The 13,807-nt window shown below is 69.8% G+C and carries 10 protein-coding genes; 7 read left to right on the top strand and 3 right to left on the bottom strand.

Annotated elements, in window-relative coordinates; translation table 11 throughout:
• Positions 1-43: 43 nt before the first annotated feature.
• Positions 44-826, bottom strand: a complete 783-nt coding sequence (locus B2515_RS17055) for an SDR family NAD(P)-dependent oxidoreductase (RefSeq protein WP_293878395.1) — start codon at positions 824-826, stop codon at positions 44-46.
• A 104-nt stretch (positions 827-930) separates the two neighbouring features.
• On the opposite strand from B2515_RS17055, the gene B2515_RS17050 reads away from it, so the two are divergent.
• Complete coding sequence (locus B2515_RS17050; RefSeq protein ID WP_293878393.1) at positions 931-1,545, top strand: TetR/AcrR family transcriptional regulator; 615 nt, start codon at positions 931-933, stop codon at positions 1,543-1,545.
• Positions 1,542-1,997, top strand: coding sequence for a PaaI family thioesterase (locus tag B2515_RS17045; RefSeq protein ID WP_293878391.1), 456 nt, complete (start codon positions 1,542-1,544; stop codon positions 1,995-1,997). The genes B2515_RS17050 and B2515_RS17045 overlap by 4 nt, the downstream gene beginning before the upstream one ends.
• A gap of 18 nt (positions 1,998-2,015) precedes the next feature.
• Here the strand turns inward: B2515_RS17045 and B2515_RS17040 are convergent, their stop codons facing one another.
• Positions 2,016-2,768 carry a FadR/GntR family transcriptional regulator gene (locus tag B2515_RS17040; RefSeq protein WP_293878389.1) on the bottom strand — a complete coding sequence of 251 codons (753 nt, stop codon included), beginning with the start codon at positions 2,766-2,768 and terminating at the stop codon, positions 2,016-2,018.
• Between the two features lie 183 nt (positions 2,769-2,951).
• On the opposite strand from B2515_RS17040, the gene B2515_RS17035 reads away from it, so the two are divergent.
• A complete protein-coding gene (locus B2515_RS17035) occupies positions 2,952-5,957 on the top strand; it encodes a TonB-dependent receptor (RefSeq protein WP_293878387.1) in 3,006 nt (1,001 codons plus the stop codon).
• Between the two features lie 55 nt (positions 5,958-6,012).
• On the opposite strand, the gene B2515_RS17030 is transcribed toward B2515_RS17035, so the two are convergent.
• Entirely contained in the window at positions 6,013-8,766 is a 2,754-nt protein-coding gene (locus tag B2515_RS17030; protein WP_293878385.1) for a glycosyl hydrolase 115 family protein, read from the bottom strand.
• A 130-nt stretch (positions 8,767-8,896) separates the two neighbouring features.
• Between B2515_RS17030 and B2515_RS17025 the strand changes: the two genes are divergently transcribed.
• The 4 genes from B2515_RS17025 to B2515_RS17010 all read left to right on the top strand — a co-directional run bounded on the left by B2515_RS17025 (position 8,897) and on the right by B2515_RS17010 (position 13,797).
• A complete protein-coding gene (locus B2515_RS17025) occupies positions 8,897-11,098 on the top strand; it encodes a GH92 family glycosyl hydrolase (protein WP_293878383.1) in 2,202 nt (733 codons plus the stop codon).
• Positions 11,099-11,303: 205 nt separating this feature from the next.
• The gene (locus tag B2515_RS17020) at positions 11,304-12,233 is read left to right on the top strand and encodes a bifunctional helix-turn-helix transcriptional regulator/GNAT family N-acetyltransferase (RefSeq protein ID WP_293878382.1); all 930 of its coding nucleotides are present in this window, start codon (positions 11,304-11,306) and stop codon (positions 12,231-12,233) included.
• Positions 12,234-12,271: 38 nt separating this feature from the next.
• Entirely contained in the window at positions 12,272-12,847 is a 576-nt protein-coding gene (locus B2515_RS17015; RefSeq protein WP_293878380.1) for an RNA polymerase sigma factor, read from the top strand.
• On the top strand, positions 12,844-13,797 hold the full coding sequence (locus B2515_RS17010) for a FecR family protein (RefSeq protein ID WP_293878378.1): 954 nt from the start codon (positions 12,844-12,846) through the stop codon (positions 13,795-13,797). Before B2515_RS17015 ends, B2515_RS17010 begins: the two co-directional genes overlap by 4 nt.
• The last annotated feature ends 10 nt before the right edge of the window (positions 13,798-13,807 follow it).

The following is a 13,807-nucleotide window of genomic DNA, read 5'->3' as shown; positions in this document are numbered from 1 at the left end:
GGTCTTTCGCGTGTCGGTGAGGAAAGGCTGGATCAGACGGGAATCAGGCGGCGGCGTAGCGCGGCGCGGGATGGATCTCTCCAAAGCCGGGCAGCATCGCCTGCCGCGCGCCCTGGAACGCCTGCCACAGGTCGCCGTCGTGGAGCGGCGGGATCGTCACGCCTTCGCGGGCGTCGAACCCGACGAGCGCCGCGTCGACCATCGCGCCGACGTCCATCATCGGCGGCAGCGACGCCTCGTCGGCGCCCGCCCGGCCCCACAATTCGGTCGCCGTCGCCGCGGGCAGCACCGCCTGGACGTAGACGCCCTTCGGCCCCAGCTCGATCGCCAGCCCCTGCGACAGGAACAGCACGAACGCCTTGGTCGCGCCGTAAACCGTCATGCCATATTCAGGTGCAAGCCCCACGACCGAGCCGATGTTGACGATCGTGCCCTCGCCGCGCGCGGCAAGCCGCGGCGCGACCGCGCTGGCGAGCCGCGCGACCGAGGTGGTGTTGAGGGCGATCAGCCGGTCGATCGCATCGGTGGTCTGGTCGACGAACCCGCCGCCCAGCCCCGCCCCGGCATTGTTGACCAGCGTGCCGATCCGGTCGTCCTCGCGCAGCCGCGCCTCGACGCGCGCGAGCTGGTCGGGCTGCGTCAGGTCGGCGGGCAGGACGTCGACCGCGACACCCGTCTCGCCCGTCAGCTTCGCCGCCAGCGCCTGAAGCCGCGCGGCATCGCGGGCGACGAGGACGAGATCGTGGCCGCGGCGTGCGAAGCGATCGGCATAGGTCGCGCCGATTCCGGTAGAGGCGCCGGTGATGAGGATGGTAGACGTGGTCATCGAAATGCCCTTTCGGTGTGGACCGCCCTATTGATGATGGGCGTCATGATTGCTAAATGTGATGGCCATCATGAAACTGTCAACGGGGCAGGTGGAGAAATTTTATGAAGGTCAGTCGCGAGCAGATGGGGGAAAACCGCCGCCGCATCCTGCGCGAGGCGAGCCGGCTGTTCCGCGAACGCGGCTTTGCCGCGGTGACCGTCGCCGACGTGATGAAGGCGGCCGGGCAGACGCACGGCGGCTTCTACGGCCATTTCCGGTCGAAGGACGATCTGATCGCCGCGACGGTCGCCGACACGCTGTCGGGCGAATTGGCCGCGATGGCGGATATCGAGGCGTGGACCGACGGCTATCTGTCGCCGCTGCACCGCGAAAATCCGGCGCACGGCTGTCCGACGGCGAGCCTTGCCGGCCTGATGCGGCAGCAGACGCCGGAGGCGCGGGCCGCGATGGCGCACGGGCTGGACGTGCACATCCGCCGCTTCGCCGATCGCCTGGCCGGGGAGGACGATGCCGGGCGGCGGCGCGCCGCGATCGGCCGGTGGTCGGCGATGGTCGGCGCCGTGATCCTCTCGCGTGCGGTCGGCGATGCGGCGCTGGCGGACGAGATGCTGACCGAGACGCGCGCGTGGATCGCCGCGCAACCCCCGCACGCCCCCGCCCCCGCCGACCCCGCCCCCGCCACACCGGTCGCCGCCAAAAAGGATGCCCGCGCATGAACGTGCTGACCGACCATGCCGATCTCGACGGCCACGACCAGCTCGCGGCGCTGATGGCCGCCAACCGTCATCCCCCGATCGGCGAGACGCTCGAATTCGCGCTGGTCGAGCTGGAGCGCGGCCGCGTCGTGTTCGAGGGCTCGCCGTCGCGCAAGGTCTTCAATCCGATCGGGTCCGTCCACGGCGGCTATGCCGCAACGCTGCTCGACAGCGCCTGCGGCTGCGCCGTCCATTCCAGCCTGCCGGCGGGGCAAGGCTATACGACGCTGGAGCTCAAGGTGTCCTACCACCGGGCGCTGACCGAGACGAGCGGACCGGTGCGCGCCGAGGGCAAGCTCGTCTCGCTGGGCCGGCGGGTCGGCTTTTCGGAGGCGCGGCTGGTCGATGCGCAGGGGCGGCTCTGCGCCTCCGCGACGTCGACGCTGCTGGTCTTTCCGATGGGCGGCGGCTGACCCGATACCGCCGCGCGGTCAGGCGTGCAGCCGCCGCTCCAGCGCGCCGCGCTGCTGCTCGATCTCCGACCGGGCACGGCGCAGCGCCTCCACCTCGGTCGCCGCCAGCAGGTCCTCGACGACGCGCTTCAGGTGGCTGCGCATCGCGGTGCGGGCCGCCGCCGAATCGCGGGCGCGCAGCGCATCGACGATCAAGCGATGCTCCTCGACCCGCGGGTTGACGCCCTCGCGGCGCGCTTCGGCGAACATATGCGCGCTGAGCGGCGCGCGTTCGCGCAGGCTCCACAGCATCTCGACCACGGTCGCGATCACGGTATTGCCGGTGGATTGCGCGATCGTCAGATGGAACTGGCGGTCCGCGGCCATCGCGTCCGCGCCCGAGGGATCGCACGCCGCCATGTCCGCCAGCACGCGGTCCAGCGCGCCGAGCGTTTCGTCGTCGATCATCGTTGCGGCGACCGCGGCCGCCTCGCCCTCGAACAGGATGCGCGCCTCGAGCAATTCGAACGCGCCGATATCGAGCTCGGCCGGCGCGGGCGGCTGCGCCGGCGCGGCGGTGACGTAGAGGCCCGACCCGTGCCGCGCCTCGACCAGACCGCGGATTTCCAGCGCGATCATCGCCTCGCGGATCGTCGGCCGGCTGACGTTGAACTCCTCCGCCAGCTCGCGTTCACCGGGCAGGCGGGTGCCGATGCCGTGGCGGCCCTGGTCGATCGCCTCGACGATCGCATTGACGACACGCTGGTAGAGTTTTTCGGGACGCGGTTTCATGCCCCAACCAATCTCACGACGGATGGATTGACACAATAGCCGAGCTCATCCAGATTGGTCTTGCCAAAAGGAACGGCCAATTAACCGGCGCACAAGCCGGACGATGGATCGGACCCGATGGCGGCCGGACCCTTATCAGGGCCGGTCGATCGAAGCCGCGGCTTCGTACAGGGGAGGGACAGGATGACATTCGCTACCGTTACCGGAGCGCGGCCGATGGTCGCCGCATTGCTGGCCACCACCATGCTGTCGGGCACGCCGGCCTGGGCGCAGCAGGACGCCGCCGCGCCGGGCAATCCACCCAGCCCCACGGTCGCGACGCCGGCCAATCCCGCCCAGACCACCGCCGCCGACCCGCAGTCGCTACCTGTATCCGTCGATGACGGCGCCTCCACCGACATCGTCGTAACCGGCTTCCGCCAGAGCTATGCCGATGCGATCCGGTCGAAGCGCAACGACATCGCGATCACCGACGGCATCTCGTCCGACGGGCTCGGCCGTTTCCCCGACCTCAACGTCGGCGAGGCGCTGCAACGCGTGCCCGGCGTGCAGATCAACCGCGAGGCGGAGGGGCGCAACGCGACGATCAACCTGCGCGGCCTGCCCGGCGAATATGCCAGGCTGACGATGAACGGCGTCGCCTTCGCCGAACCGATCCTGACCGAGGCCGCACCGCTCGGCGCGTTCAACGCCGATATCTTCAGCGCGATCGTGATCGACAAGTCGCCGCTCGCCAACGCGCAGTCGGGCGGCCTGTCGGGCAACGTCGACCTCCAGATCGCGCCCGCGCTCAGCCGCAAGGAGGGCGGGTTCGCCAAGGTCGCGATGGAATACAACCAGCTCGGCGACAAGTTCGCGCCGGCCGCCACCCTCGGCTACAACCACCTGTTCTCGGACAGTTTCGCGATCTTCGGCGTGGCCGCCTACAAGCGCGAGAACTTCCGCCGCGATACGGTGCAGTACAACAGCTATTCGCAATTCTCCGCCGCGCAGGCGCAGGCGAACGCCGCCGCGCTCGGCGCCTATTACCCGCGCTCGGCCGCCTGCCCGGCGTGCACCGGCGCGACCTCGACCGCCGGCGTCCTCTACAATTCGCAGCTGCGCCAATATTCGCGCGAGAATCCGGGCGACCTGTACACCGGTGCCGCCGGCGCCGAATGGAAGCCGGACGACAAGACGCGGATCGGTCTGACCGGTTTCTATACCGATCGCCGCCTGCCCAAAACGATGCAATATCTCTCGATCGTCGGGAACAACGACGCCAGCGTGCTGACCCCGCGCTCGACACCGGTACAGTTGAAGGACGGCCGCTACGTCGTCACCGATTTCGACTTCGCCAACCCTGACGCGCGCGCCTCGACCCGGCGGCTCGGCATCCGCCAGCGCGCCTGGGGCCTCAACGGCAAGGCGGAATGGAGCGACGACGTCTGGCGGCTCAGCACGGTGCTGACCGCATCGAAGGCGGACAACCAGTCGGAAGAGACGTCGATCGATTTCGACCGGCTCCAGACCGCGGCCGGCAACGGCGCCAGCGGTTCGCTGCGCACCGGCGCCGGCAACGTCGACGATCTCGCCTATACGCTGTCGCCCGATCCGCTCATCACCAGCGCGGTGCCGGCCTGGGTGTGGGGCGGCGTCGGCGATCCGACCCAGTTCTACAATTCGGCGACCGCCTCGGCGCGCACCAACCGGCTGCAGCTGACCGGCACCCAAAGCTATGCCAGGAACGACCTGCTCGCCTATCAATGGGATGCGGAACGCAGCTTCGCCAACAGCGTCCTGACCGGCATCCAGGCCGGCTTCCGGTTCGAACACAACAAGTTCCGCTCGGAGGGCTATCGCACCCAGGCGTTCGGCATCCAGACGCAGAACATCGACGGCAGCTTCCTCGAAACCTCGCCGACGGTCGACGATTTCTTCGGTGGCAAGGCGGGCAGCTACAGCCGCAACTGGCAGGTCACGCGCTACGATTATGCGATCGCCAAGCTGTTGCCGGTGACGCTCTATCCGGGCGGCGGGTTGTCGCCGGCGGGGTTCAACATCCGCTACAACGACAACAATTACGCACTCTACAATTTCACCAACCAGACCGATCTCGCCATCGGCTATGCGCAGGTCAAATACGAGCTACAGCTGGGCGGAGTGCGCATCCGCGGCAATGGCGGCCTGCGCTACGAACAGGCGCACAACCGCATCGACGCGCTCGACCGCATCTCGCTGACCGGGACGATCGGCTCGCCCGCGGACTTCCGCACCAACACCTACACCAACACCTATGGCAAGCTGCTGCCGTCGTTCATCCTCGTCGCCGACCTGACCGACAAATTGCTGCTGCGCGGCGCGGCGTATCGCACCTATGTCCGTCCGCAGCCGCGCCAGTTCACCCCGTCGACGATCGTCGGCAATCCGACCAACGGCGTCTATGCGGTGACGCTCGGCAATCCGGGGCTGAAGCCGTATGATTCGACCTCGCTCGACGTGTCGCTGGAATGGTACAACCGGCCGAGCGGCATCGTCTCGCTGGCGGGCTTCCAGAAGCGGATCACCGGGCTGATCGCGCAGGTGACCGATCCGACCCGGCTGTGCCCCGCGGACGCGTCCGAGCTGGGACTGGGGACGCTGCGCGTCAACGGCGACCGGTGCGAGAGCAGCCTGATCTACACCGGCGGCGCGGTGCCGACGCCGTTCCTCGTCGCCGCCAGCGGCTTCGTCAACCAGACCAGCCCGATCACCGTGCGCGGCCTCGAATTCAACGTCCAGCAGACGCTCGATTTCCTGCCCGGCGCGCTGCGGCATCTCGGCGGCGGCTTCAACTACGCCTTCACCGACATCAGCGGCCGGACCGCGACCGGCGCGCAGGCGACGCTGCCCGGCGTGTCGCGGCACAATGCCAATGCCATCGGCTATTACGAAACCGACGGCTATGGCGTGCGGCTGGTCTACAACATCCGCAGCAAATACGACCTCGCCTCCGCCGGCACGTTCACCGGCGCGGCGCGGCAGGTGCGCCAGCGCGGGCAGCTCGACCTGTCGGCATCGTACAACGTCAACGACGCCATCTCGCTCTCGTTCGACGCCTACAATCTGACCAATGCGATCCGCGTCGAATATGAGAATGATCCGCGCCTGATCCGCCGTGCCGATTATGACGGCCGCACCTTCACGATCACCGCGCGCGCGACGTTCTGAGGCTTGCTTCCCCCAACTGCGGCGCCCCCATCCCGGGGCGCCGTTTTCGTTCGCCTCAGCGCGCCGCGCCGTAGCGCGGCCGCGCGCGGTCGAGCACCAGCTCGATCCGGTCGAGCATGACGCCGGGGTCGAGCGCCGCGATCGACAGCCGGTGCGTCCCCGCCGCCAGCATCGGCAGCGCCACGGTCGCGACGCTGGTGTTGGTCAGCACGTTCCGCCGCCAGGTGTCGCTGCGGCCATGCGTGGCGAGGTCGAGCGTCACCGGCGCCGCGCCGTCGATGCTGACGGCGACGCGCAGGCCGCGCGACGGATCGACCGGATGCGTCGGCAGCGCCACCACCCGCAGTTCGGCATCGGACGCCGTCACCGTCGCGAAGCGATAGGTCGCGGGACGCGACGCGGCATCGACGGGCAGGCGCAGCGGCGCGCGCAGGCTCGCACCCAGGCTGCCGAGCCCGGCGATCCGCTCCCATGCGCCGGTCGTCCCCGCCGCCGCGGGGATGGTGACGCGGCGCTCCTGCTCGACGATATCGCCCTCGCCGACGCGCGGCAGCAGCGCCACCGGCAGCGTCAGCCGCTGCGTGCCGCAGCCCAGCCGGATCGGCCCGCCCTGCCCCGTGCCGTCGTAGCGCAGCGTCAGCCGCACCTCGTAATCGCCGCGCGCGGTCAGCGTGCCGGCGGTGGCCGACAGCGACAGGCCGGACGGCGGCGCCTCGGCGCGCCACGCCAGATCGACTGGCTGCCGCGAGAACAGCGTGACCTGCCGCGCGCCAGGGATGCCGCGGGTGAAGGCGGCGACATTGCCGTCGCCCATCCATGCGCCCCAATGCGTCAGCACGCAGCCCGTCTGCGTCGCGGGGATCGTCCAGTGCGGCCACGCCGGTTCCTGGAACACCGGCAGCTGGCGCGGCGCCATGTCCATGATCCCACGCCATTTCCCGCCGGCGAGCGCATTATAGGCCGCGGTGTCGGCGACCAGCCCGGCATGCGCGCGCCGCGCCCGCTCGACATAGGCGTTGGTCCCGGCGCGATACTGGCGCGCGTAGAGCGCGGCGAGGTCGAGCGACAGGATGCGATCGTTCAGCCCAGCGGCACCGCGGACGGGATAAAGCACGAGTTCGAAAAACGCGTCGCGCCGGTCGGCGGGCATCCGCGCCGCCACCGCCTCCGCCCGTGCGGCGAGCGCGCGATAGGCGGCGAGCCGGTCCTGCGCCTCGCCGCCGTCGGCGGTGACATAGCCGGTGGGGCGGTTCGGCGTCACCCATTCGGTCTCGCCGAAGCCCATGAACTCGGGCTTCCGCTCCCATGCCAGGTCGTAGAAGCGCATCATGATCGCGGCGATCTCGGCTGCGTCCGCGGTCCCGAACTGCTCCGCCATGAACCGCGTCAGATGCGCCTCCGGCCGCTCGGTGAACAGCCGGTCGTCGAAGGCGAGGTCGAGGAAATATTGGCTCAGATATTCGATCGCCTTGATGTCGCCGACGTTGACGATCCACATCCGCCGGGCGTCGGTGTCCCAGGCGCGGCCCATCTGTTCGCGGATCAGCGCGGGATGCGTGGTGCCGAGCCACAGATAATCGTGCGGCCGCCCCCAATAGGACAGATGGTAATAGACCCCCGCCCCGCCCGGCCGCTTCCGCTCCGCCGCATTGCTCAGCCGCCGCAGCCAGCCGTAATTGTCGTCGGTCCACATCAGGGTGACGTCCTGCGGCACCGTCAGCCCCGCGTCATAGGCCTCCTGCAATTCGTGATAGGCGACGAACACCTGCGGGATGTCGGCGATCGGCCGCCCGAGCGTGGTCGAGAGCAGCGACTGCTGCACGCCGAACACCTTTTCGAGGACCGCCTGCCGCTCGGCATTGGTCTCCGCCCCCTGCATCGGGCCGTCATGGATGCCGCGCAGGCCGAGCGTGTAGATATCCTCCTGCGCGCGCGTCGCCGCCACCCGCTCGCGCCAATAATCCGCGATCGCATCGGGGCGGCGGGTGAAATCGAACCCGCCACGCAAACCCTCGTCCCATTCGCGCAGATTGTTGCGCATCATCGGTTCGGCATGGCTGGTGCCGATGACGATGCCATAGGCGTCCGCCAGCGGGGCATTGCCGGGATCGCCGTAGAAGGGCGTCGAGATGCTGTGCATCGCCGGCCACAGCGTATTGGCCTTCAGCCGCCACATCAGCTCGTAGACGCGGGCATAGGTGCGCGGCCCGATATTGCCCTTGGCGGGATCGTAGGTGCGCGCCGCCCAGGGTTGCAGCCCCCAATCCTCGTCGTTGAGGAAGATCCCGCGATAGCGGACCGACGGCGTGCGCGAGACGACCGGCGCGTCGTCGATCGTCACCCGGGCGCGGCGCCGCGGGGTGACGTCCGCCCACCAGCTCCACGGCGACACGCCGATCGCCCGCGACAGGTCGGTCACGCCATAGATCGCGCCGCGCCGGTCGGACCCGGCGATCAGCAGGATCGTCCGCCCCCCGCTGCGGATCGTCCGCCGGACGTAGCGCTCCCAGCCGCCCTGCAGCATTGTGAGGTCGATGCGATGCGCCCGCGCCAGCGCCGCGATCGCCGGATCGTCATGACGGCCGATCACGATACAGGTGTCGCGGCACGCCGCATCGCTGGCGGCGACCGCCGGCCGGGTCGCGCCGACCGACACCAGATCGTCCGCCAGCATCGCCGCGACGATCGGCCCCGTCTCCCCCAGGCCATATTGGACGATCGTCGTCCGCTGCAGCGACACGGGCGCCGCCACGGCGGTGCCGCCGCTCGCCGCACCGACCAGCAACAGGGGGATCAGGCGCCGGGTCATCATCATCTCCGTCACAATTGGATATGCCAGTCTGCGCCGGCATGCAGGCTCTGGTCATGCCACTCGCTTGGCGTTACGTCGAGTGGGCGCACGATCGGACGGACAGGTCGGCGGCAGACAGGAGAGGCCGATGACCGCCACCCCCCGCTTCGCCCGCCCGGCGCTGGCCACGCTCGCGTGGCTGCTCGCGACCGCCGCGACCCCGCCGGCGCCGCCTCCCGATCTCTATCGCTACGTCGATCCGCGCATCGGCACCGGCAACGACGACCAGGGCGATACCGTGCCGGGACCCACCCGCCCGGCGGGGTCGATCCACCCGAGCCCGCAGACGCTGGTCGGCAGCAACGCCGGCTATGACAAGGACGCGCCGATCAGCGGCTTCGCGCAGCTGCACACGCAGGGGTCGGGCGGGCGCACCACCTATGGCACCTTCCTCGTCTCGCCGCAGACCGGCGATCCCGTCTTCGCCGAGGCGCAGCACCTCTCGCCGAAGGCGGACGAGCGACTGGCGGCGGATGCCTATGCCGTCACCCTCGCCCGCTACGGCATCCGGGCGGAGGTGACGCCGGCGCCGTTCGCCGCGCTCTATCGCTTCACCTATCCGGCGGGTGCGCCGGCGACGATGGTGTTCGACGTCACCCGCAAGATCCGCGGCGAGCTGGCCAGCGCCGGTGCGGACATCGCGCTCGATCCCGCCACCGGCCGGATCACCGCCCGCGTCCGCGCCAGAAGCTACTGGAACCCGGCGGAGGTCGACATCTGGTTCGTCGCGCAGCTGGACCGCAAGCCGACCCGCTGGGGCGTGCACGTCGGCGGCCAGGACCGGCCCGGCGCGGCCCGCGCCACCGCCCCCGCCGACACCCAGCTCGCCGGCTGGTGGCAGTTCGATGCGACGCCGGACCGGCCGGTGATGATGAAGGTCGCAGTGTCCTTCACCAGCGCGGAGCGCGCCGCCGAACTGCTGGCGGAGGACATTCCCGGCTGGGACTTCGACGCGGTCCGCCGCGACACGCAGGCGGCGTGGAACCGCGAACTGGCGCGTGCGACGATCGACGGCGTCGGGGCGGCGGACAAGCGCCGCTTCTACACCGCGCTGTTCCACACCGCCGTCCAGCCGCGCGACCGCACCCGCGACCAGCCGTCCGCCGAACGCGACACCCCGCACTGGGACGATTATTACACCCTGTGGGATACCTATCACACCGGCTTCCCGCTGATGACGCTGATCCGCCCCGACGCCTATCGCGGCAATGTCGCCTCGATCGTGCGGACGTTCGAACATTATGGCGCGGCGCACACCGCCTTCATCGCCGGGCGCAACTATCATGTCGGCCAGGGCGGCGACGAGGTCGACAACGTCCTTGGCGAAGGGCTGATCCGCGGCGTCACCGGTATCGACTGGCCCCGCGCGGCGGCGGTGTCGCTGCACAATGCCATCGAGGAACGGCGCCCGCGCTATCTGGTGCAGGGCTGGTTCGCGGTCGGCGACCGCAGCCCGGAGCCCGACAACCAGCGCGGCAAATCGGGATCGTCGACGCCGGCCTTCGCGCTCAACGACTTCTATGCGGCCCGCCTCGCCGCCGCCGCGGGCAAGACGGACGATGCCGCGATGCTGCTGCGCCGATCGGGGAACTGGCGCAACGTGTGGAACCCGGCGGCGACGAGCGACGGCTTCACCGGATTCGTCATGCCGCGCTATCCCGACGGCCGCTTCCAGCCGCTCGATCCGAAGCTGGGCTGGGACGGCAAGACCTACGACAATGTCGGTTTCTACGAGGGGACGGCCTGGGTCTATTCCTATGCGATGCTCCACGACATCCCCGGCATGATCGCGGCGATGGGCGGGCGCGACCGGTTCGTCGCGCGCCTGCGCCACGCATTGGATGCGAACCTGATCGACATCACCAACGAGCCGAGCTTCGCCACCCCATGGCTGTTCAGCGACGTCGGCCGCCCCGATCTGGCGAGCTATTGGGCCGACCGCATCTTCCGTCGCTTCACGCCGGACGCCTATCCGGGCGACGAGGACAATGGCGCGATGAGCTCGCATTATGTCTTCAACCGGCTCGGGTTGTTCCCCAGGCTGACCACCGACCTCTATTATCTCCACGCGCCGCACCAGCCGCGCGGGGTCATCACCACCGAAGGGGGCCGGCGCTTCGCGATCGTCGCCCGCAACTGGAAACCGGGGCGCATCTACATCGCCGCGGCGACGCTCAACGGCCGGCCGCTGACCGTCCCGTTCCTGCGCCAGGCCGATATCGTCGCCGGGGGCGAATTGCGGCTGACGCTATCGGACCGGCCGACCCGATGGGCGCAGGGCGCGCGCTAGAGCGGGATGACATCGAACCGATCCGTCATTGCGAGCGCAGCGAAGCAATCCAGGGCGTCCTGGTACGGCTCTGGATTGCTTCGCTGCGCTCGCAATGACGAACATGCGGATCAATCCGATGCCATCCGGTTCTGGGATCGGCGCCCCATCGAGACGGCCCATCGAATCAGTTGCCTTGGTCAACTATCCGGGTGATGCTGCGCCGATGGACAGCGCCATCGAATCCGTGCGGGCCTTCAACCGTTTCTTCACCCGCCACGTCGGCGCGATCGACGCGCGCTTCCTCGATACCGACGTCAACCTGCCCGAGGCGCGGTTGCTGTTCGAGATCGCGCGGCGCGAGCCGGTGTCGGCGATTGTGCTGGGCACCGAACTTGGGCTCGATCGCGGCTATCTCAGCCGGATGATCGCGCGGTTCGAGAAGCGCGGCTGGATCGGGCGCGACCGCCTCGCCGCCGATGCGCGCACCCGCCCGATCCGGCTGACGGGCGAAGGCCGGGCGGCGTTCGACCAGATCGACCGGCGTCAGCGGGACGCCGTCGCGCATGACCTCGCCACGCTGAGCGGGCCCGAACAGGACGACCTCGTCCAGTCGCTGACCAAAGCGCGTCTGCTGCTCGATCCCGATGCGCCCGTCGATTACGTGATCCGCCCGGCACGGGTCGGAGAGGTCAGCCAGGTCGCGGCGCGCCAGTCGATCCTCTATGCCGCCAGCCACGGCTGGGGCCGCGCGCTCGAAACGCTGGAGGCGGAGACGACCGCCGCATTCCTGCGCGACCTGAAACCGGATCGCGAAGGGTGCTGGATCGCCGACCTTGGCGGCGTCATGGCGGGCGCGGTCTTCCTCACCGACGAGGGCGCGGGAGCGGCCCGCCTCCGCCTGCTGCACGTCGAGCCCTTCGCCCGCCGGCGCGGCATCGGCGATGCGCTGGTCCGGACCTGCATCGGCTTCGCGACCGGGACGGGATACGACCGGATCACCCTGTGGACGCATACGGTGCTGGACGCCGCCCGCCGCATCTATGCACGCAACGGCTTCACCTGCGTCGCCACCGCGTGGCATGATACGTTCGGCGATCCGCTACAGGGCGAGACATGGCAAGTGACGCTACCGCCACCCACCGGCACCGGCTGATGTTACGGCTTCGGCGTCGCCATTCGTCTGGGTCGGCAATGACGGACGACGCCGCGATCAAACACTGGTTCACGCAGGAGGTGCTGCCGCTCGAGCGCGACCTCGTGCGGTTCATCGCGCGCCATTGCCGCGACGGCGCGGATATCCCCGACGTCCGGCAGGAGGTGTACGAACGCATGCTCGCCGGATCGCCGGCCGATGGCCTGCGCTCGACCCGCAGCTACGTCTTCACCGTCGCCCGCCACGTGCTGATCGACCGGGCGCGGCGCGCCAAGATCGTCTCGTTCGAACAGATCGCCGATATCGACACCGTCGACGCGCAGGTCGACGTGCTCGCCGAGGAGCGTCACATGACGGCGCGCGACGAATTGCGCCGCGCGATGCTCGGCCTCGAACAATTGCCGCCGCGCTGCCGCGAGGTCGTGCGCCTGCGCAAGGTCGAGGGGCTGAGCATCCGCGAAACCGCCGACCGCATGCAGGTCAGCCACCATACGATCGAGCGGCAGCTGACGCTGGGCCTGCGCGCGCTCGCGAACTTCATGCTCGGCGGCGACGCCCGGATCAGCCGCCCGCCGGCGCGGGTCGCCGCGCTGGTCCGGAAGGCCGATCGATGAGCGCCGCCCGCGAGATCGAACAGCAGGCCGCGCACTGGCTGGTCGCGCGCGAACAGCCCGGCTGGTCCGCCGAGCGCGCGCAGGCGCTCCAGACCTGGCTCGACGACAGCGTCGCGCACAAGGCGACGTTCTGGCGGCTGGAGGCCGGCTGGCGTGCCGCCGACCGTCTCGCCGCGACGCGCGGCGCCCCGGCGGCGGAACGGCGATCGTGGCTGCCGGCACCGGTCTGGGCGATCGCCGCGGCGCTGGTCCTCGTCTGCATGGCGGCGCTCGCGCTGTGGCAGTTCCGTCCGGACGGGGACGCGCCGACGATCCGCATCGCGACCACGATCGGCATGCGGCGACAGGTCGCGCTCGCCGACGGCAGCGCGGTCACCGTCAACACCGCCAGCACGCTCCGCGCCGCCTTCGCCGGGGGGCAGCGCCGCGTCTGGCTCGATCGCGGCGAGGCCTATTTCGAGGTCGCGCATGACCGGCGCCACCCGTTCGTCGTCTTCGCCGGCGGGCGGAAAGTCACCGTGCTCGGCACCCGATTCTCGGTCCGCCGCGACGGCGGCACGGTCACCGTCGCGGTCGCCGAAGGGCGCGTGCGGGTCGAGGATTCCGACCCCGCGGCGCCCGAACGCGCCGCGATCATCACCGCCGGCGACGTCGCGATCGCGCGCGGGCGGTCGATGCTGCTCGCCGACCGGTCGGAACAGCGGGTGCAGGATGCGCTCGCCTGGCGCCGCGGCATGCTGACCTTCGACCAGGTGACGCTCGAACAGGCGGCGGCCGAATTCAATCGCTACAACCGCCGCCAGATCCGGTTCGGCGACGCGCAGGCCGCGCGGCTGCGCATCGGCGGCTCGTTCGAAGCAACCAACCTGAATGCCTTCACCCGCCTCCTCCACGACGCCTTCGGCCTCACCGTCACCAGCGATCCGGACGGCGTCACGATAAAATCCTGACGGTGCGTTA

This window comes from Sphingomonas sp. UBA978, assembly GCF_002292295.1.
GTDB lineage: Bacteria > Pseudomonadota > Alphaproteobacteria > Sphingomonadales > Sphingomonadaceae > Sphingomonas.
This window is presented reverse-complemented; position numbering and strand designations above follow the sequence as displayed.